The sequence below is a fragment of the Neisseria sp. CCUG17229 genome, assembly GCF_047839235.1.
Taxonomy (GTDB): domain Bacteria; phylum Pseudomonadota; class Gammaproteobacteria; order Burkholderiales; family Neisseriaceae; genus Neisseria; species Neisseria brasiliensis.
The window spans coordinates 2168541-2187116 of the sequence record NZ_CP181247.1 but is presented as its reverse complement, the minus strand read 5'-3'; the positions used below and the strand labels follow the sequence as shown (position 1 = coordinate 2187116).

The window sequence follows — 18576 nt, the reverse complement described above, 5'->3', positions numbered from 1 at the left end:
AGAATTTCAGACGGCCCGAAACCTTTGCAAAATCTTCATCTTTGACACATTTCTTCGTTATGCGCTGCTCGAAAGCTTGTCTATCTTTGTGATATGTCTTCGCTTTCTGCGCTGCTCTCACTTCGAACTGTACTCAAATCTGAAGTTTTGCAAAGGTCTCGGCCTTGAAATGGTTTTTAGCTTTCTCGGCGCAATAAGGCAAAGCCTTCTACTTTATTGCGTGGGCGCGCGCCCTGCCAAAGTTTCGTCCAGCCTTGCGGTGTCGCGGTATCTTGCGGCTGTTGTACCAAGCGGTAGCGGCAGCTTGGATTATCGGGTTGTAAATCCCAATCGCTGTATTGCGCCCAAGCGATGCGGCTGCGGTGGTCTTGTTTATCTACGCTGATGCACTCATGACCTTCGCTGAATTGATGACGTAATTCAGGATAAAGCGATAATTCCATTTGTTTGACTACCGGCGCATAACTCTTGGCGGCATCCAGCCACGGCAGCCATAAGGTCATCAGCAAAGCCCACGTTAATGTTACACCAGCTGCCCAGTTGGTTACGGCTTGGCGGCCTCGGATGTGTTTGCGGGTAATTGCCCACAGCCACAAAGGAGTGAACAAGGCCGCTACCGCCATTGGAAACGGGCTGATTTCCGGCAGGTAATACGGGCTGAAATATGCTGCGCGTTCGGCCAGTTTTGCCGGCCAGCCGTAATTCATGGCGGCAAAACCGACCCACATAAAAGCGGCCAGCAAGCCGAAAGCCATGATGCCGAACCAGTTGATAAACGCCGCCGCGCCACGACGCAAACCGTCGAGTTGTGCCGCGCCAAGCAAGGCCAATGGCGGCATCAGCCAAATCAAATGGTCTTGGAAACGTTGCGGATTGAAGGCTAACAGCGCGGTTGCCAAAATCAACCATGCCAAACACAAACCGCTCCAGCCTTGCGCGTTCATCTTGGTTCGGCTGAACGTCCACACTGCCAACGGCCACGCGGGCAGGGCAAACCAGAGCAGATTTTTCAGATAATAAGGCAGGTTAAAGGCAGTCTGAAAATCAACCAATCCGCCGTAGGTGCCGAACAGATAAGTATCACGCCATGTTCCAAACCATTGCGGCTGCAAATACAGCAGCAACAGCGGATACACCACCATCAGCGGCAGGGCGAATGCAAAGGCACCGATGAGGGTCAGGTAATAGCGCTTGAACTGCCATTGCGGATGCAGCACTAAGGCAAAGGCCATGACGATTAAGGCCAATGGCAATAAGAAACCGGCTGTCAGCGACAACAGCGCCCAGCCGCCACCCAATAGCAGCGCGCCGACAATCACGCGCTTGTGTGCCAACGAAAAACCACACAACACCATGCCCAGCGCGGCAAACACGGCCGATATGTCGCTGATAAAGTGCGCCATCTGCAATAAACCGATGCTGCCGATTAAAATCAGCACCACGCTGCGGCCGTGATGGCGGCCTAAAAAATTAAAACCGGCAAAACCGCACAACAGTAAACCGATGGCGGTAAAAAACACGCTAGCAAAGCGCGTGGCGGCATACGCATCGGCTGCCCAAGGCGAGAGCAGCGCTTGAAAGGCGCCGGCTACCCATAAATACACCGGCGAAATATGGAAATTCTGCTGCTCGAATACATGCGCCACCAGTGGCGAAGCCGTGCCGTTGAGCAGGGTTTCGGTGGCGGTGAACAAACCTGATTCGTCTGGGTTCCACAAATCATGCGAAAACACACCCGGCCACAACCAAGCGAACACCATCAGCAGCAAGAGCCAAGGTTTTTCGTGGGTTTTAGCAGGTTTGCGGGAATCCGGTGGCGTGTAGGTCAGCATGATGCGGCGGTTTCAAAAATCTCAAAGATGCGCTAGTGTAACAAATTACGGCCAAATCGGGGAATGCTTGAGTGGAACGGTTTTGGCTATGTTTTCTTTCAGACGGCCTTTTTGTACATGAGGCCGTCTGAACACAAAAAAAAGACTGCCAAAGCAGTCTTTTTTCCATCGGGCAATTAGCGTTTGAACAAGTTGCCGAATTTGTTGTTGAATTTGTCCACGCGACCGGTGGTGTCAACGATTTTTTGTTGGCCGGTGTAGAATGGGTGGCACAAAGAGCAAACCTCGATGTTGAAGCTGTCTTTTTCCATCGCAGATTTGGTCACGAATTTGCTGCCGCAAGAGCAGGTCACGGTGATTTCGTGGTAGTTAGGGTGAATACCTTGTTGCATGTTGTTTCCTTTCGATTAAGCGGGCATAGGGGTTTTACCTATGCTTCAAGACAAGGGTGCGATTATTGCTATTTTTTGCTGTTTCGTCAAGCAGATATTGCGGCATTGGGTGGGTTTTGCAACAGGACAGTGCCAATATTCTCGAATAGCAGGCAAAATTTGTGTGGTATTGTGTGTTGGAATGACTGTAATTTGAATGAATGATTTTGTGTGAGAAAAATAAAATGAAAGCAAAGCTGTTTTTAGTATTGTTGAGAACACTCGGCAAATGGCTGCCGGCATCGTACAGCAAGCTGTTTGGTAAATTGGCCAAAAAAATCCGCGTGACTCTTGCCCGCCAAATTTCGCCGTATTTGGGCAGTAATGTCAACATCGAAAAAGGTGCGTATGTGTTGCGGGACACGGTAGTCGGCGATCATTCGGGCATTGGAGTGGATTGCGAAATCTGCTACGGCTTGACCATCGGCAACAATGTGATGATGGGGCCGGAATGCCTGTTTTATTCCAACAGCCACAAATTCGATAAAGCAACCAAACAGTTTTCCGGCTACACCGACACCAATCCGATTGTGATTGAAGACGATGTGTGGATTGGCCGCCGCGCCATCATTATGGGTGGTGTGACCATCGGCAAAGGTTCGATTATCGGTGCCGGTGCCGTGGTGACCAAGAGCGTACCACCGTATTCTTTGGCTGCCGGTAATCCGGCGGTGGTGAAGAAAAATTTATTGGATTAAATTCAACGACAATACAAAAGGCCGTCTGAAAACTAATATTTCAGACAGCCTTTATTATCTCTTAAACTTACTTGGCAACCACGCCGCAGTATTTGCGTGCGCCGCCGCCACCCAATGCAGCAGGGTGGTCGCTGTAGTTATCGCCACCGGCGTGAATCATCAGCGAGCGGCCTTTGAGCGAGTTGATTTTCTTAATGCGCGGTGCCACCACTGGTTGGATATGGCCGTTAGCATCCACCGCTAAGGCAGGCAAATCGCCCAAGTGGCCGCTGTCGTCCCAAGGGCCTTTGTGTGCGCCGGTTTTCTTAGGATCCCAGTGGCCGCCGGCTGCCAAACCTTCTACTAGCTTACCGTCTTTCTCTTGAGCCGCACAGCTTGGGTTTTCATGCACGTGGAAGCCGTAAATGCCTTGCGCCAAACCTTCGATTTTTGGGGTGAACGCCGCACCGTATTTGCTTTGGCTGATGCGCACTTCACCCGCCACTTTATCGCCGTTTTTTGCGTCCAGCAGCGACATCGGCACCACAATATCCGCCGGCGCGGCATAGGCGGCAGCGGTCATACTCAATAAAACGGCAGTCAGTAATGTCTTCATCAGTTTCTCCTTAATCTTTGTGAATGCGTATATTGGATTCAATATACTGATTTGATTATAACGGATTCTGTCAACAAGCCAACAGGCCGTCTGAAAAAATTTCAGACGGCCTGTTGGAGAAAATAACAGGTTTATCGCGCCCCCACGCCAAAACGCCGATCCAGCACGCCATACAACCAACCGGCCAAACCGACCACCACCAGCATACGCAACACATGAAATGCCGTCACCAGCGGTACACCCAGTTGCAACACTTTGGCAGTAATGGTCATTTCCGCCACGCCGCCGGGCGCGAGTCCCAGCCCTAAAGTGGGCAGCGGAATATCCGACCACGCGGCCAACAGTTGGGAGACGCCGGCAGTCAGCAACAGACTAATGCACACCAAAACGGCGGTAACCGACAACAATCGCGGTGCGGCACGGAAAAAATCAGGGCGGAATTTGGTGCCGAGTGACCAGCCGATTAAGAGTTGGCCTGCCCATGATAATTCTTTCGGCATGGCCGACAAATGCACACCGCAGACGGTCAGCAACACCGCTGCCGCCAAAGGGCCGAATGTCCACGGATTTGCCCAGCCGCGCTTTTGAAACAGCCAGCCCATGCCGACACAACAGGCAATCAGCAGCACCAAGCCGCCGTAATGCACGCCGCCTTTGTCGATGATGGACGTATCCAAGCCGTGATAATCCATAAAGCGGTAGAAAAACGGCACAATGGTCACTACCATCAACACACGCAGCGAGTGGGCGGCCACCACTTTATCCACGCGCGCGCCGTGTTGTTCGGCCAAAGTCGCCATTTCACTCGCGCCGCCGACCGCTGCGGCAAACCACGCGGTTTTGAAATCGACACCGGCAAAACGGTGCAGCAGCAGCGTGCCGCACAGGCTTAAGATTAAAGCGAACAACATGCCCGCGCCCAGCCACAGCGCATTGGTGCCAATCATGCCGACCATCTGCGGCGTGAAATACAGCCCCAACGACATACCGATGATGCACAAGCCGATTTTGCGGCCGGAGGGTAGGGCGCGGATGTTGACACCACCGATAGATAAAGTAGCGCAAGCAAGCAGAGAGCCGAGCAGCCACGGAATCGGTAGGTTGAGCAGATTGGCCAACAACGCGCCTGTCAGTGCGGCGGCAAATCCGGGCAGGTAGGGAAGAAAACGGTTCATGGTTTGCGTGGGAAAATCGTTATGGTTTATAGGCCGTCTGAAAGTTTTCAGACGGCCTGAGTGTTGTCATGATACCAAGAAAACAGCCGCGCTGGATTCAGGCGGCTGTTGTCATGCGTTAGGCAGTGTGTTTGCGGCGGCGCAGCCAGCGGAAAACCGGCAGCAACACCATCAACAAGGCCAATGCCCACAATACTTTGGTAATCAGACCGTGGAACAACACACCCAAATCGCCTTGCGAAATCGACAATGCGCGGCGCAGGCTGGATTCCATTAGTTCGCCCAATACATAGCCCAAAATCAGCGCAGACAATGGGAAATTGAGTTTGCGCAGGAAGTAGCCCAATACGCCCAAGCCCACCATCAATACCAAGTCAAACGTGGTGCTGTGAATTGCGTACACGCCGACGAAGCTCACGGTGGCGATGGCCGGAATCAGGATGTAGTTAGGGATGTTCAACAGCTTGGCGAAGAAGCCGACCAACGGAATGTTGAGCAACAGCAAAATCACGTTACCGATAAACAGCGACGCAATCAAGCCCCATACAATATCAGGCTGTTCGCTGAAGAGCTGCGGGCCCAGCGTGATGTTGTACAAAGTCAACGCACCCATCATTACGGCGGTGGTGCCGGAGCCGGGTACACCCAAGGTCAGCATCGGAATGAACGAACCGCAAGCCGAAGCATTGTTGGCCGCTTCAGGTGCAGCTACGCCGCGCAAGTCGCCCTCACCGAATTTGCCCGATGCGCCGGCGAGTTTTTTCTCGTTGGTGTAAGTCATCGCGCTGGCAATGGTGGCGCCCGCGCCCGGTAAAATGCTGACCACGAAACCAACCACGCCGCTGCGTACCATGGTGCCGAAGGCAAACAGGAATTCTTTCACGTTAAACAGGGCGCGTTTGCCTTGTTCCAACGCTTTTTGGCCGCGTTCGGTGTGTTCCAGCATAATCAGGATTTCGCTGACGCTGAAGAAACCGATCACGATGGTGGTGAACTGAATGCCGTCTGAAAGATTGACCGAGTCAAACGTGAAGCGGTACACGCCGGTTACGGCATCCACGCCTACGGTAGCCAAGGCCAAACCGATTAAGGCGGCTACGGCAGTTTTAATCGGTTGATCGCCCACCAAGCCGCTCAAGCAGGTAATGGCAAACACCATCAGCACAAAATATTCGGCAGGACCAAACGCAATCGCCCAGTTGGCCAACAGCGGCGCAAACAACACCACGCCCAAAGTGGCGATGATGCTGCCGGTAAACGAGCTGACGGCAGAGAGCGACAAGGCAATACCGGCCTTACCCTGCTTGGCTAGGGGATAGCCGTCGAGCGTGGACATAATCGCCGCCGCATCTCCCGGCACATTAATCAAAATCGCCGAAATACGGCCGCCGTATTCACAGCCCAAATACACGGCTGCCAACAAAATCAAAGCCGATTCAGGCGGCAAACCCAGTGCGTAGGCAAACGGCAGCAAAATCGCCACGCCGTTAATCGGCCCCAAGCCCGGCAACATGCCGACGATGGTGCCCAAAAATGCGCCGATTAAAGCGAGCAGCAGGTTTTGCGGCTCTAAGGCCACGGCAAAACCGCTCATCAAAAAGTTTAAAGTATCCATGTTCCGTCCTTAACCGAAAAAGCCGACCGGCAGCGGAACACCCAGCAAGCGGTCAAACAGCAGATAGAAGCCAGCCCCCAGCGCAATGCCCGAAATTGCACAAGCCTTGAAGCTGCCGCCGAATAATGTGCCGACGGTGAACGCCATCAGCGCGGTGGCCAGCGGAAAGCCGAGCAATTCAAATAAAACGGCGTACAGCAACAAAGCCACCAAGCAAATGCCGAGTTTTTTCAGCATATTCGGGGTGTAGCCCAAGTCGATGACTTCGCTGTTGCGGCGAATGGCTAAAAACAGACAGGGTACGGCCAAGAGTGACAGAATCAGCACCGAATAAGGGCGCGGACCCAGTGGATCGTAGCTGATCGGCGCGGTGTAGCCCCATGCCAGATACAGCAGGAACACGGCCGCCGCGAGCAGCAAACCGGAAAAACAGCGTTCGAGATTCATAATATCTCCGTGAAGCATTTATCTTATGGTTCAGCAGGCATTTCAGACGACCTTCTAGATAGGCCAATCTTATCGTTATGCTGAACATTTATCCAAGAATTGAGGTTTGATGCACAAAATAAGCCAATACTTTTTCAGACGGCCTGACTAAACCAAGAGGCCGTCTGAAAGCAAAGCAGATTATTTAGTATTCAAATCAAATTCTTTAGACAATACACGCATTTCTTCGGTGGTTTTCACCACGTATTGCTGCAATTCTTCTCCGGTCAATTCAAACGGCAACAAATCGCGGCCGGCGCGGATGTCGGCGAATTTCGGTTCTTTCAGCATCGCATCGAAGTGGTTTTTCCACCAGTTGAACGATTCGTCAGACACTTTCGGCCCCATGTAGTAGCCGCGAATCACCGGCCATTCCACATCGAAGCCTTGTTCTTTGGCAGTTGGGATGTCTTTCAGCTTGCCTTCCAAACGGTTCGGCGAGAACACCGCCAACACGCGGATTTTGCCTGATTCAATGTGCGGACCCATCTCGGCGATACCGGCGCTCACCACGTTGATGTGGTTGCTCAATACCGCAGTCACCGCTTCACCGCCGCCTTCCAAGGCCACGTAAGTCATGTCTTTCGGGTTCACGCCGGCAGCTTTGGCCACCATCGCGGTTTGCAGCCAGTCTTGGCCACCCACGCTACCACCCGCACCGAAGCTGATGGATTTAGGATCTTTTTTCAGTGCTTCGGCCAAATCGTTCAAATTTTGCAAAGGCGATTCGGTATTTACCGCTACCATGCCGTAGTCGGTGCCGATAGCCGCCAACCAGCGCACGTCGTTTTCGGTGTATTGACCGAATTTGCCTTGCGCCAAGTTCAACAACGAACCTGTCGAGAAGGCCACAATCGCATCGCCGTTGGCCGGATCGTTGGCCACGATTTTATTGTAGGCCACCGCGCCCACACCGCCCGGCATATAGGTTACACGCATTGGTTTTTTCAGTTGGTCGGTGTCTTTCAAGCCGGTTTGTGCCAGCTTACAGGCCAAGTCAAAACCGCCGCCCGGTTTGGCCGGTGCGATACATTCAGGTTTTTTTGGTTCACCCGCTTCGGCAGTGTCTTTGTTACAGCCGCCCAAGGCCAAAGCAGCCAAAGCGGCCAAGCTGATTGCAGCGGTAGTGGATTTGCGGAACATGTAGTCTCTCCTTACATTGAGGTAAAAGCTCGGCAGCGTTATCTTGTTGCGGCTTCTTTGTTGACAATCTTTGCGAAATTAAAAGAATCATCAAGTTTTGTTAAGAAGAGATTAAAAATTTTAAGACCATTAAATCCATATAATTCAAAGGGAAATAAAAATTTCGTGCTAGAAAATGAGCAAGTGATTAGGATATTTTAAATATTGTTAAGATAAAAATTAATGATTTTAACGATGGCCGCGCTGGTGTGATTTGGGCTGCTGCTGAAGCATTTAACGGGAATGGGGTAGATTTATTATGTTGTTGTTTGTAATTGATTTATATCGATGAGATAAAGACATCGATGTCATTAATGGTTTACCGGTCACAAAATATTAATATTTTGATGATTTCGGCAGAAGATTTGGCAAAACATCATGAAAAAAAGCTCCGTTTAGCCTGAAAAATATCAGACCAAACGAAGCTTATTCAACCGATTGAATCAGGTCTTGTCAGGTTTTAGCCACGGCGCCAAGTGGTCACGCCGGATTTGTCTTCCAGAATAATGTTTTCTGCTGCCAATACATCACGGATACGGTCGGATTCCGCCCAATTCTTATCGGCGCGCGCCTGTTTGCGGGCTTCGATCAGCGCTTCGATTTCTTCGTTAGACAGGCCGTCTGAAACGCTGCCGCCTTGTAAAAACTCAGTTGGGTCGCGTTGCAACAGGCCGATGGTGCCGCCCAAATGTTTCAGGCAGGCAGCGAGGTCGGCGTTTTGCGTTTTGTTGACTTCATTCGCCAGCTCAAACAACACCGCCATGGCCTGCACGGTGTCGAAATCGTCGTCCATCGCAGCTTGGAAGCGGCGCACATAATCGTTGTCTGCATCAAAGCTTTCAGACGGCGTGGTGTTTTTCAGCGCGGTGTACAAACGCGTCAACGAGCCTTTGGCATCGTCCAAATGGGCATCGGAATAATTCAGCGGGCTGCGGTAATGTGCGCGTAAAATAAAGAAGCGCACCACTTCGGCATCGTATGCTTTCAACACATCGCGGATGGTGAAGAAATTGCCCAGCGATTTCGACATTTTTTCGCCGTCAACACGGATAAAACCATTGTGCAGCCAATATTTCACATGGCTTTCAATCGATTTGCCGCCGTGGTTGTGACCGCACGAATGGCCGTGGGCACCAACGCTTTGGGCGATTTCGTTTTCATGGTGTGGGAACTGCAAATCCGCGCCGCCGCCGTGAATGTCGAACGTGTCGCCAAAGAGATTTTCACTCATCGCCGAGCATTCGATATGCCAACCCGGACGGCCTTGCCCCCACGGGCTTTCCCAAGCCGGTTCGCCCGCTTTGGCCGCTTTCCACAGCACAAAATCCAACGGGTCGCGTTTGAAACCATCCACTTCCACGCGTTCGCCCGCGCGCAAATCATCCAGCGATTTGCCCGAAAGCTGGCCGTAAGCAGCAAACTCGCGCACGGCGTAATACACATCGCCATTCTCCGCCGCATACGCCTTGCCCTTGGCAATTAAGCGTTCAATCATCGCGATCATCTGTGGAATATTTTCCGTGGCTTTCGGCTCGACATCCGGACGCAACACGCCCAAAGCCGCCGCGTCTTCGTTCATCGCTTCAATAAAACGCGCCGTCAACTCGCCGATGGTCTCGCCGTTTTCCGCCGCGCGCACAATGATTTTGTCGTCAATATCGGTGATGTTGCGCACATACGTGAGCGGATAATCACGTTCACGCAGCCAGCGTGCAATCATGTCAAACACTACCATCACACGCGCATGGCCGAGGTGGCAATAGTCGTACACGGTCATGCCGCAAACGTACATGCGCACATTGGCTGGGTCGATGGGGGTGAAGGGTTCTTTTTGACGGGTTAGGGTGTTGTAGATGGTTAGCATGGGGGTTTCTATTGAATATAAAGAAGTAAATTTTGCGAAAGACTTTTAACGCGTAGGGTGGGTGTGAGCCCACCATTTGGATTTATGTACCTGAGAATGGTGGGTTCACACCCACTACATATTCAGACGGAAATATTCAGACGGCCTTAATGATTGAAAGGCCGTCTGAAACTTTATCACTCTGCCTTAAACACGCTGGTATCGGTTTTCGGCTGATTCTCGGCAATCTCCAGAGCGGCCGCTGCTTTTTCTGCGGCGGCTTTTTCTGCGTCCAAACGTTTTTTCTCGTTCAGATACATGCTGATTTGGCGCACCAAATCTTGCGTGCCTTGGTGTGCCAGTGCGCTGATTTTAAACAGGCGCGGGGTGGTCATGTCGAATTCGAAGCGGTCGTCGGGTGCAGGATAATCCCAGCCGATTTGTTCGAGGAATTCGGCGGTGCGGCGTTCGGCTTCTTCGTCATCGAGCATGTCGAATTTGTTCAGCACCAGCCAGCGCGGTTTGGCGTGGAGTTCTTCGTCGTATTTGCGCAATTCGTTGATGATGGCCAAGGCTTCTTCGGCGGGGTTGACGGTTTCGTCAAACGGTGCCAAATCGACCACGTGCAGTAACAGGCCGGTACGCGAGAGGTGTTTCAGAAAGCGGTGACCCAAGCCGGCGCCTTCTGCCGCGCCTTCAATCAGGCCGGGAATGTCGGCCATGACGAAGCTGTTGTTTTCGTCCATGCGCACCACGCCCAAGTTGGGGTGTAAGGTGGTGAACGGGTAATCGGCCACTTTCGGGCGGGCAGCGGACACAGCGGAAATTAGCGTAGATTTGCCGGCATTCGGCATACCGAGCAGTCCAACATCGGCCAACACTTTCAATTCCAATTGCAGCGAACGCGCTTCGCCTTCTTCGCCCGGTGTGGCTTGCTTCGGTGCGCGGTTGACCGATGATTTGAAATGGATGTTGCCCAAACCGCCTTTGCCGCCCCGTGCCAAACAAACGCGCTGGCCGTGGTGGGTGAGATCGGCGACGATTTCGTCGGTATCGATGTCGCGAATCAGCGTGCCGACGGGCATGTGCAGGGTAATGTCGTCCGCGCCTGCGCCGTAGCGGTCGGCACCGTGGCCTTTTTCGCCATTTTTGGCTTGGTAGCGCTTCACAAAACGGTATTCGACTAAGGTGTTTAAGTTTTCATCGGCTTCCGCCCACACGCTGCCGCCTTTGCCGCCGTCGCCGCCATCGGGGCCGCCGCGCGGCACGAATTTTTCACGGCGGAAACTGGCTGCGCCGTTGCCGCCTTTACCGGCGACCACTTCGATTTTTGCTTCATCAATAAATTTCATTCGGTTCTCAATATTTTTAAAAGTTGTTTGGTGTTTCAGACGGCCTATGGTGAGATGGTTGAAATAAAAAAGCAGGCCGTCTGAAAAAATAATGGGTTGAGAGTTATTATAAAGGATAAGTCAAGGGCTTGTGTGCTTATCTTCAGCGTGCGGTTGGGCTTGCATATTTTGTAAATAGAAATTAATATCAATATTGTTTAATTAACCGCACACAACTGCACACAGAAAGGAACGCACATGGCTTATACTTTACCGGAACTGGGTTACGCCTACGATGCCTTGGAGCCGCATTTCGATGAAATGACGATGAACATCCACCACACCAAGCACCATCAGGCTTATGTCAACAATGCCAATGCGGCGTTGGAATCGCTGCCCGAGTTTGCCGACTTGCCGGCAGAAGAGCTGATTGCACGCTTGAAAGAATTGCCGACCGATAAGCAAACCGTGTTGCGCAACAATGCCGGCGGCCATGCCAACCACTCTTTCTTTTGGAAAAATCTAAAAACCGGCACAACCTTACAAGGCCGTCTGAAAGAAACCATCGAGCGCGATTTCGGTTCGGTAGATGAATTCAAAGCCGAATTTGAAAAAGCTGCCGCCAGCCGTTTCGGTTCGGGCTGGGCATGGCTGGTGTTGGACGGCGACCGCTTGAAAGTGGTGTCAACCGCCAACCAAGATTCGCCGCTGATGGGTGAAGACGTGGCCGGCTGCAAAGGCTACCCGATTATCGGTTTGGACGTGTGGGAACACGCCTACTACCTGCAATACCAAAACCGCCGTCCGGACTACATCAAAGCATTTTGGAATGTGGTGAATTGGGACGAAGCGGCGAAGCGTTTTGAAGAAAAAGCCTAATCGCTGATGGATTGAAGGAAAGGCCGTCTGAAACTTTGGGTTCCAGACGGCCTTTTAACATCATGAATTACTTCGCCAATTCTTGATCAATTTCTTGATAAAGCTTGTTGAAATCCGGTTCGCCAACGAAGGTTTTCAGGATTTCGCCTTTTTTGTTGATGAGCACGGAAGTGGGGTAAACCTGCGTGCCGAAGGCTTTGCCGACGATACCGTCGTTGTCGTACATCACGGTAAACGGCAGACCGTATTCTTTGACGTATTGATGCACGCTCTCAATCGGGTCAATCGGCTCGGCAATGCCCAACACTTGGAAATCTTTGCCCTGATAATCGTTGGCCATTTTGATGACTTTCGGCATTTCGCTCACGCAGCCGGGGCAGGACGGGAACCAGAAATTGATAAAGGTCACCTTACCTTGCAGGCTGGCGTTGTTAACCGTTTGGCCTTGCAAATCGGTCAGGCTGAATGGCGGTGCGGATTTGTTGTCGGGAATCAGGATAAAGGCCAGCAATGCGCCGACAATGGCCACGGCGGCGAGGGTAATCAGTTTTTTCATGCGATAAAGGATTCGAGTGAGGTTAACAGTTTGTCGGGAAAGCGGATGCTGTGGCCGCTGGCGGCATCGACGGGCATCAGCGTGATGTCGGCTTCAATGGCGTTTTTGCCGCTGTGTACCAATTCGATGGTTTGCGTCAGCAGCAGGTGGCGCGCGGTTAATTCTTTGATGTGGCTGTGTACGCGCAATTCGTTGCCGTCAACAGTGGGGCGGCGGTAGCGGATGTCGATACGGGCGACAACCAAATGCACGTTGTCCAGCAGCGATAGTAAACCGCGTTGGTCGAAAAACGTCCAGCGCGCTTCTTCGAGAAACTCAAGATAGCGCGCGTGGTTGACGTGGCCGTAGCTGTCGATGTGGTAATTGCGGACGCGGATGTTCATGGGTTTATGAGGTCGTCTGAAAATAGGGCGATGCAGGCTATGTGTTTTCAGACGGCCTATCAAGGAAATTAATTCAAATTCAAGGGTTGAAACGCTTCACGCGCCAACGGTTCGGCTTCCAAGTCGGTGATGACGGTGGAGAGCTGGATATCAAACCATTCGTTGAAAATATCGGCGTGCAAATCCGGCCATTCGCTTTCGTCTTCGCACCAGTCGGCCAGTTCGGCGGCAAAAATGTCTTCAAAGCGCGATTCGATTTCGTCCCACACTTCATCAGAAGTTTCGCACGGGCGCACGAGATAGGCATTGGCATCGGCCTGTAAATCTTCCAAAGTCAAATCGGCCAGATGGTTGCCGGGCAGAGATTGCAGCCAGTTCCAAAATGGATCGAGCGGCACGAGTAAAAAGACGCTGCGGTTGACTTCGTACATGGTGGTTTCCTTTTGTTGAGTAGAGCGGTTGACCCGGTCTTTTGGCGCTGACCGTAATGGAATAATAGCCCAAAGGTGGTGTCATGCAAAGCTCTCGGCACATTTTTTGTTATGCGCGGTGTGATGTTGAATGACACTCACATCGGGGTTTATAAAGTATTGAGGCCGTCTGAACGCAATATAGGTTTCAAACGGCCCGAGACCTTTGCAAAATCCCTATCTTTGGCACATTTCTTCGTTGTGTGCTGCTCGAAAGCTTGCCTATCTTTGTGATATGTCTGCGCTTTCTGTGCTGCTACAACTTTGAACTGTACTCAAATTTGGGGTTTTGCAAAGGTCTCGGTCTGTAAACTTTACGACAAATTAATCCAAGCGGATCATGCCGCTGTCGGCCGGCTGGAGATTTTCCCAGTCGTCTGTCGGAGCGGCGGTGTCGAGTTCGGCTGCTTCGATAGGCGCGTTTTGTGTGGTGCTGCCGCTGTCGACCAAATCATCGATGTCGATATCTTCGTCGGCATTTTGCACGGCTTGGCCGCCGGTTTGCTGATTGCGCACGCGCATGTATAAATCGCGGGTGTAACTGTATTTGTCGATGGCGGCACCTTCCAAGCTGTCGGTCAAATCAAGCAGATTTTCGCGGGTGTTGACGGCGTTGAGTGCAGTGGTGCTCCAGCGGCCGGCGCTGGTTTCAAACACGGCATTTTTCACCGGATAAACGGTGGTGACGGCATTACCCAAGGTGTCGCGCACGGTAGAAGGGCCAAGCAGCGGCACGACAAAGTAATTGCTGTTTTTCCAGCCCCATGAAGCCATGGTGTCGCCCAAGGAATTTTTATTGTTCGGCACGCCGCCTGCGCCTGCCACGTCAATCAAACCGCCCAAGCCGAAGGTGGTATTCAGGCCGACACGCACCAAATCTTCGCTGGCGCGTTTGATGTCGAGACGCAATACGTTGCTGCCGAAGCTGACCACGTCACGCAAGTTGTTGAAGAAATTGCTCACGCCGGTGCGCACGGGCTGTGGCGTGACTTTGCGGTAGCCGCGGGCAACGGGTGTCATGACGTATTGGTCGGCTTTGTCGTTAAACTTGGAGACGGCGCGATTGTAAGGCTCGTAAGGGTCGGCCGGATTGCGTTCGGCAAAAGCCGGTTGGGCGGCGAATAAGCCGATGAGCAGCAGGGAAGCAGCAGTTTTTTTCATGGGGTCACCCAGTCTTTAATTTCATACAAATCAGCCAGCGCACGCACCGATTCGGGAATGTGGCGCAGTTCGACGGCTTTGTTTTTTAAACGCAATGCGGTCAGCAGCAGCGATACGCAGGCGGAATCGGCGCGGCTGACATGGCTTAAATCAAGCGCGTTGGTTTCGTTCAGACGGCATTGCTGTTCGAATTGGCGGTAGGCTGAATCGGTGACGGTTTTGACGGTGATGTCGCCGCTGAGATACAGCACGTTGTCGCGAAGTTCTGAATTCATGAGGTTTTGAGTCTATGCAGTTTGGCGTAAAAAGGCACGGCTAAAGCCGTGCGCTTAAGGATTATTTGCCGCTGTTTTTGGCTTTTAAGTCGGCAATCAGGCCGTCGATGCCTTTGGCTTTAACGGTTTCGCCGAATTGGTTGCGGTACACGGTGACCAAGCTCGCGCCTTCAACGGCCACGTTGTACACGCGGTAGCGGTTGCCGCTTTGGTAGGTGGTGAAATCCATGTTGACCGGTTTTTCGCCGGCGGCGCTCACTTCAGCGCGCACGGTGATTTCTTTACCGTTGCGGGCAACCACCGGATTGTCTTTCACATTCACTTTGGCATTTTTGAATTTCATCATGGTGCCGGAGTAGGTGCGGATCAACAGGGTTTGGAATTCTTTGGTCAAAGCCTGTTTTTGCGCATCAGTGGCGGTGCGCCAAGGGTTGCCCACGGCCAGAGCAGTCATGCGTTGGAAATCGAAATAAGGCATGGCGTAGGCTTCGGCTTTGCGGCGGGCGGTGTTGGCATCGCCGCTTTTCAAGATGGTCAGAACCTGAGTCGCGTTTTGGCGGATTTGGTTCACGGCATCGGCAGGCGCGGCAGCCGCTAAGCTGATGCTCAATAAACCAATGCTCAAGGCGCTGAAGAATGCTGATTTTTTCATGATTTGTGTATTCCTAAATTAAAAATATTGTTGTGTTTATGGGGCAGAATCTGCGTTGGCCGAAGTGGCTGCATCAGAGTCGCCAGATTGTTTTTCGGCAAAGCTGGTCATGAATTTACCGATTAAGTTTTCCAATACCATGGCCGAGCTGGTGACGCTGATGGTGTCGCCTTCGGCCAGATTGTCCATATCGCCGCCTTGCATCAGGCCGATGTATTGTTCACCCAACAGGCCGGAAGTGAGGATTTGGGCGGAAACGTCTGTGCTGAATTCGTATTGTTTGTCGAGATTCAGGGTCACACGTGCTTGATAGCTTTTCGGGTCGAGCGTAATAGCGGACACGCGGCCGACCAATACGCCTGCGGATTTAACCGGCGCATTCGATTTCAAACCGCCGATGTCGCTGAAATCGGCATACACGGTGTAGGTTTGCTGCGCACTGCCCATGCCGGAGCCGCCTGCTACGCGGAAGGCCAAAAAACCGACGGCCACTACGCCTAACAAAACAAACAAACCGACCCAAAATTCTAAAATACTTTTTTTCATTGTCGTTACTCAGTAAACATCCATGCGGTTAAAACAAAATCAATTGCCAAAATAGTCAGGGCGGAAGACACCACCGTGCGTGTGCTGGCGCGTAAAATCCCTTCGGAAGTCTGCACGCAGTGAAAACCTTGGTGCACGGCAATCAGCGTCACGGCGATACCGAAAGCCACTGATTTAATCAGGCCGTTGATGACATCGTAGCTGATGGTCATGTTGCTTTGCATTTGCGACCAGAAAATGCCGCTGTCCAAGCCCAGCCACTGTACGCCGACCAGATAGCCGCCGAAAATGCCGGCCACGTTGAAAATCGAAGCCAAAAGCGGCATGGAAAACACGCCCGCCCAAAAGCGCGGTGCCACCACGCGGGCAACGGGATCGACCGCCATCACATTCATAGCTTCAAGCTGTTCGGTGGTTTTCATCAGACCGATTTCGCTGGTCATGGCACCACCTGCGCTGCTGGCAAACAAAATCGCCGCCAATACCGGCCCCAATTCACGCAACAGGGAAGCGGCCACCATATAGCCCAATACATCAGCAGCTTTGAATTTTGCCAATTGGGTGTAGCCTTGCAAACCGAGTACCATGCCGACAAATAAGCCCGAAACGGCAATAATCAAGACCGACATCACGCCGGCAAAATAAATCTGACGGATACTCAGACGCGGGCGGGTAAACGCCGTGGCCGATTTCGCCAGAATTTGCAGCAGAAACAGGGTCACGCTGCCGAGAGATTGGATAAAGCCCAAGGTTTTTGAGCCGACGGATTGGATAAAATTCATATTTTTAAAACAGTTATCTTTCAGACGGCCTATTTATTAGGCCGTCTGAAACCGGAAAAAGGTTTAATGGTCGGGTGCATCCACCACAATGGTTTTGGCCAACATGTCTTCCAGCGAACGACGGTTGTAGCCGCGCGAAAGCACCAAAAAAGCATTAATCAATATGGGCAGGCCGACTAAGCTGTTGATGGCGTAAATCAATAGTTCGCGTTTGAACACATATTGCGCCGTGGTCAGCCGCTCGCCTGTTGCTTCCAATACTGGCCGAATCTTCATCAGCCGCTTGCCGACAGTTTGGCCGTGGCGGCGGATAAAATGAAGCTGCACACCGAGATAAAACAGCAGCAACAGTAAAAAAGTGCCCAAGTTGATAAACAAAAAGGCATCCGTATTGAGCGTGTATTGGTCGGTCAGGCTGAATACGGCCACCATCACGATAAAACACACCGTTGCAAAAAATTGGTTAATCAACACCGCGCCCAAGCGTTTCCATGGGGAGGCCAAGTTCAGGCCGAGTTTGGCAGCGGCATCGTTGATGGCTACGGCTGTGGTGCCCGAGCGAATTTTATATGGGGTAGAAGGCATTGGCGTCTCCTTATGTTTCATACGGCCTTCATCATGCATCAGGCCGTATGAATGCGTATTCTTAACCGCCCAATAAATCCTGCTGTAAAGTCGTTTGCGCCGGATAACGGTAAGCCACCGGCCCATCGGCCAAGCCGCCGACAAACTGCTGCACCCACGGCGAATCGAGTTCGCGCATTTCGGCAGGCGAGCCGCTGAACATGATTTCGCCGTGTGCCAAAAAAATCACTTGATCGACGATTTGCAGAGATTTTTCAATATCGTGCGTCACCATCACGCTGGTCGAACGCAGCGCGGTATTGGCGCGGCTGATTAAATGGGCAATCACGCCCAGCGAAATCGGGTCGAGACCGGTAAACGGCTCGTCATACAGCATGATTTCAGGGTCAAGCGCGATGGTGCGCGCCAAGGCCACACGCCGCGCCATGCCGCCGGAAAGTTCAGACGGCATCAATTTTTCCACGCCGCGCAAACCGACGGCATTGAGTTTCAGCAACACCAAATCGCGAATCACCGCTTCAGGCAGCTTGGTTAATTCGCGCATGGGAAATGCCACGTTGTCGAACACGGTCAAATCGGTAAACAGCGCGCCGTGTTGGAACAAAACCCCCATGCGGCGGCGGTGTTCGTGTAATTCGGCGGCGGAAAATTTGGCCAAATCGCGGCCTTCAATCAATACCTGCCCCTGTTGCGGATGAATCTGGCCGGTAATTAAGCGCATTAGCGTGGTTTTGCCGCTGCCCGAGCCACCCATCACGGCCGCAAACGCCCCTTGCTCAATCGTGAAATTGATGTTGCTCAGAATCGGGCGGTCGCCATAGGCAAAAGCCACGTCTTTCATTTCGATAAAGGGCGTTGGGTTCATAAAGAAAGCGGGTTGGATGTATTTTAATTACCTGTATTTTAATGCCTATACTGCTTTAGGGCAATTTCAGACGGCCTTAAGTGCTTTAATAATTTGTTAAAACGCGTGAAAAGATAAGGCATTGGCGGATTTCGGCGGGTGGTAATCGCGCAGCAGCATGCATCTTTGTATGTAATTTGGTGTCGGATTGGGTAAGGAAGAATTTAGGAATAGGGGTTGTATGGTTTGGTGCAA

At 52.1% G+C, this 18576-nt stretch carries 21 protein-coding genes; 2 read left to right on the top strand and 19 right to left on the bottom strand.

What is annotated here, in order from left to right:
- Positions 1–176 precede the first annotated feature (176 nt).
- Together ACM67B_RS10440 and rpmE are read right to left on the bottom strand one after the other, a co-directional pair.
- Positions 177–1832 (bottom strand): glycosyltransferase family 39 protein, encoded by a 1656-nt coding sequence (locus tag ACM67B_RS10440; protein ID WP_416189564.1) that lies wholly within the window; start codon positions 1830–1832, stop codon positions 177–179.
- 176 nt (positions 1833–2008) lie between these two features.
- Complete coding sequence (rpmE, locus tag ACM67B_RS10435) at positions 2009–2224, bottom strand: 50S ribosomal protein L31 (RefSeq protein WP_416189563.1); 216 nt, start codon at positions 2222–2224, stop codon at positions 2009–2011.
- Positions 2225–2448: 224 nt separating this feature from the next.
- Between rpmE and ACM67B_RS10430 the strand changes: the two genes are divergently transcribed.
- Positions 2449–2961, top strand: a complete 513-nt coding sequence (locus ACM67B_RS10430) for an acyltransferase (RefSeq protein ID WP_416189562.1) — start codon at positions 2449–2451, stop codon at positions 2959–2961.
- A gap of 67 nt (positions 2962–3028) precedes the next feature.
- Here ACM67B_RS10430 and ACM67B_RS10425 read toward each other — a convergent pair whose 3' ends face one another.
- The 7 genes from ACM67B_RS10425 to obgE form a co-directional block, all read right to left on the bottom strand.
- Positions 3029–3556, bottom strand: coding sequence for a superoxide dismutase family protein (locus tag ACM67B_RS10425; RefSeq protein WP_416189561.1), 528 nt, complete (start codon positions 3554–3556; stop codon positions 3029–3031).
- 131 nt (positions 3557–3687) lie between these two features.
- Positions 3688–4731, bottom strand: coding sequence for an AbrB family transcriptional regulator (locus ACM67B_RS10420; RefSeq protein WP_416189560.1), 1044 nt, complete (start codon positions 4729–4731; stop codon positions 3688–3690).
- A gap of 118 nt (positions 4732–4849) precedes the next feature.
- A complete protein-coding gene (locus ACM67B_RS10415) occupies positions 4850–6346 on the bottom strand; it encodes a tripartite tricarboxylate transporter permease (RefSeq protein ID WP_416189559.1) in 1497 nt (498 codons plus the stop codon).
- Positions 6347–6355: 9 nt separating this feature from the next.
- Positions 6356–6793: a tripartite tricarboxylate transporter TctB family protein gene (locus ACM67B_RS10410; RefSeq protein ID WP_416189558.1), complete on the bottom strand. Its 438-nt coding sequence runs from the start codon at positions 6791–6793 to the stop codon at positions 6356–6358.
- A 180-nt stretch (positions 6794–6973) separates the two neighbouring features.
- Positions 6974–7975, bottom strand: a complete 1002-nt coding sequence (locus ACM67B_RS10405) for a Bug family tripartite tricarboxylate transporter substrate binding protein (RefSeq protein ID WP_416189557.1) — start codon at positions 7973–7975, stop codon at positions 6974–6976.
- Positions 7976–8474: 499 nt separating this feature from the next.
- A complete protein-coding gene (cysS, locus tag ACM67B_RS10400; protein WP_416189556.1) occupies positions 8475–9878 on the bottom strand; it encodes a cysteine--tRNA ligase in 1404 nt (467 codons plus the stop codon).
- A 176-nt stretch (positions 9879–10054) separates the two neighbouring features.
- Complete coding sequence (gene obgE / locus ACM67B_RS10395; RefSeq protein WP_416189555.1) at positions 10055–11209, bottom strand: GTPase ObgE; 1155 nt, start codon at positions 11207–11209, stop codon at positions 10055–10057.
- 237 nt (positions 11210–11446) lie between these two features.
- On the opposite strand from obgE, the gene sodA reads away from it, so the two are divergent.
- A complete protein-coding gene (sodA, locus tag ACM67B_RS10390; RefSeq protein ID WP_416189554.1) occupies positions 11447–12067 on the top strand; it encodes a superoxide dismutase [Mn] in 621 nt (206 codons plus the stop codon).
- A gap of 67 nt (positions 12068–12134) precedes the next feature.
- Here the strand turns inward: sodA and ACM67B_RS10385 are convergent, their stop codons facing one another.
- The 10 genes from ACM67B_RS10385 to ACM67B_RS10340 all read right to left on the bottom strand — a co-directional run bounded on the left by ACM67B_RS10385 (position 12135) and on the right by ACM67B_RS10340 (position 18342).
- On the bottom strand, positions 12135–12623 hold the full coding sequence (locus ACM67B_RS10385; RefSeq protein WP_095503009.1) for a peroxiredoxin family protein: 489 nt from the start codon (positions 12621–12623) through the stop codon (positions 12135–12137).
- On the bottom strand, positions 12620–13006 hold the full coding sequence (locus ACM67B_RS10380) for an acyl-CoA thioesterase (protein WP_416189553.1): 387 nt from the start codon (positions 13004–13006) through the stop codon (positions 12620–12622). The genes ACM67B_RS10385 and ACM67B_RS10380 overlap by 4 nt, the downstream gene beginning before the upstream one ends.
- Positions 13007–13074: 68 nt before the next feature.
- Entirely contained in the window at positions 13075–13437 is a 363-nt protein-coding gene (locus ACM67B_RS10375) for a VacJ (protein WP_095503011.1), read from the bottom strand.
- 363 nt (positions 13438–13800) lie between these two features.
- Positions 13801–14637, bottom strand: coding sequence for a VacJ family lipoprotein (locus tag ACM67B_RS10370; RefSeq protein WP_416189552.1), 837 nt, complete (start codon positions 14635–14637; stop codon positions 13801–13803).
- Positions 14634–14912: an STAS domain-containing protein gene (locus tag ACM67B_RS10365; RefSeq protein ID WP_416189551.1), complete on the bottom strand. Its 279-nt coding sequence runs from the start codon at positions 14910–14912 to the stop codon at positions 14634–14636. The genes ACM67B_RS10370 and ACM67B_RS10365 overlap by 4 nt, the downstream gene beginning before the upstream one ends.
- Positions 14913–14973: 61 nt before the next feature.
- The gene (locus ACM67B_RS10360; protein WP_095503014.1) at positions 14974–15564 is read right to left on the bottom strand and encodes an MlaC/ttg2D family ABC transporter substrate-binding protein; all 591 of its coding nucleotides are present in this window, start codon (positions 15562–15564) and stop codon (positions 14974–14976) included.
- Between the two features lie 36 nt (positions 15565–15600).
- Positions 15601–16110, bottom strand: coding sequence for an outer membrane lipid asymmetry maintenance protein MlaD (mlaD, locus tag ACM67B_RS10355; protein WP_095503015.1), 510 nt, complete (start codon positions 16108–16110; stop codon positions 15601–15603).
- Between the two features lie 5 nt (positions 16111–16115).
- On the bottom strand, positions 16116–16892 hold the full coding sequence (gene mlaE / locus ACM67B_RS10350) for a lipid asymmetry maintenance ABC transporter permease subunit MlaE (protein WP_416189550.1): 777 nt from the start codon (positions 16890–16892) through the stop codon (positions 16116–16118).
- 63 nt (positions 16893–16955) lie between these two features.
- Positions 16956–17477, bottom strand: a complete 522-nt coding sequence (locus tag ACM67B_RS10345; protein ID WP_416189549.1) for an RDD family protein — start codon at positions 17475–17477, stop codon at positions 16956–16958.
- Positions 17478–17538: 61 nt separating this feature from the next.
- Entirely contained in the window at positions 17539–18342 is an 804-nt protein-coding gene (locus ACM67B_RS10340) for an ABC transporter ATP-binding protein (RefSeq protein WP_100563856.1), read from the bottom strand.
- Between the last annotated feature and the right edge of the window lie 234 nt (positions 18343–18576).

Coding starts and splice junctions, on each gene's coding strand:
- ACM67B_RS10440 (WP_416189564.1), bottom strand. CDS start 1,832: ATGCTGACCTACACGCCACCGGATTCCCGCAAACCTGCTAAAACCCAC.
- rpmE (WP_416189563.1), bottom strand. CDS start 2,224: ATGCAACAAGGTATTCACCCTAACTACCACGAAATCACCGTGACCTGC.
- ACM67B_RS10430 (WP_416189562.1), top strand. CDS start 2,449: ATGAAAGCAAAGCTGTTTTTAGTATTGTTGAGAACACTCGGCAAATGG.
- ACM67B_RS10425 (WP_416189561.1), bottom strand. CDS start 3,556: ATGAAGACATTACTGACTGCCGTTTTATTGAGTATGACCGCTGCCGCC.
- ACM67B_RS10420 (WP_416189560.1), bottom strand. CDS start 4,731: ATGAACCGTTTTCTTCCCTACCTGCCCGGATTTGCCGCCGCACTGACA.
- ACM67B_RS10415 (WP_416189559.1), bottom strand. CDS start 6,346: ATGGATACTTTAAACTTTTTGATGAGCGGTTTTGCCGTGGCCTTAGAG.
- ACM67B_RS10410 (WP_416189558.1), bottom strand. CDS start 6,793: ATGAATCTCGAACGCTGTTTTTCCGGTTTGCTGCTCGCGGCGGCCGTG.
- ACM67B_RS10405 (WP_416189557.1), bottom strand. CDS start 7,975: ATGTTCCGCAAATCCACTACCGCTGCAATCAGCTTGGCCGCTTTGGCT.
- cysS (WP_416189556.1), bottom strand. CDS start 9,878: ATGCTAACCATCTACAACACCCTAACCCGTCAAAAAGAACCCTTCACC.
- obgE (WP_416189555.1), bottom strand. CDS start 11,209: ATGAAATTTATTGATGAAGCAAAAATCGAAGTGGTCGCCGGTAAAGGC.
- sodA (WP_416189554.1), top strand. CDS start 11,447: ATGGCTTATACTTTACCGGAACTGGGTTACGCCTACGATGCCTTGGAG.
- ACM67B_RS10385 (WP_095503009.1), bottom strand. CDS start 12,623: ATGAAAAAACTGATTACCCTCGCCGCCGTGGCCATTGTCGGCGCATTG.
- ACM67B_RS10380 (WP_416189553.1), bottom strand. CDS start 13,006: ATGAACATCCGCGTCCGCAATTACCACATCGACAGCTACGGCCACGTC.
- ACM67B_RS10375 (WP_095503011.1), bottom strand. CDS start 13,437: ATGTACGAAGTCAACCGCAGCGTCTTTTTACTCGTGCCGCTCGATCCA.
- ACM67B_RS10370 (WP_416189552.1), bottom strand. CDS start 14,637: ATGAAAAAAACTGCTGCTTCCCTGCTGCTCATCGGCTTATTCGCCGCC.
- ACM67B_RS10365 (WP_416189551.1), bottom strand. CDS start 14,912: ATGAATTCAGAACTTCGCGACAACGTGCTGTATCTCAGCGGCGACATC.
- ACM67B_RS10360 (WP_095503014.1), bottom strand. CDS start 15,564: ATGAAAAAATCAGCATTCTTCAGCGCCTTGAGCATTGGTTTATTGAGC.
- mlaD (WP_095503015.1), bottom strand. CDS start 16,110: ATGAAAAAAAGTATTTTAGAATTTTGGGTCGGTTTGTTTGTTTTGTTA.
- mlaE (WP_416189550.1), bottom strand. CDS start 16,892: ATGAATTTTATCCAATCCGTCGGCTCAAAAACCTTGGGCTTTATCCAA.
- ACM67B_RS10345 (WP_416189549.1), bottom strand. CDS start 17,477: ATGCCTTCTACCCCATATAAAATTCGCTCGGGCACCACAGCCGTAGCC.
- ACM67B_RS10340 (WP_100563856.1), bottom strand. CDS start 18,342: ATGAACCCAACGCCCTTTATCGAAATGAAAGACGTGGCTTTTGCCTAT.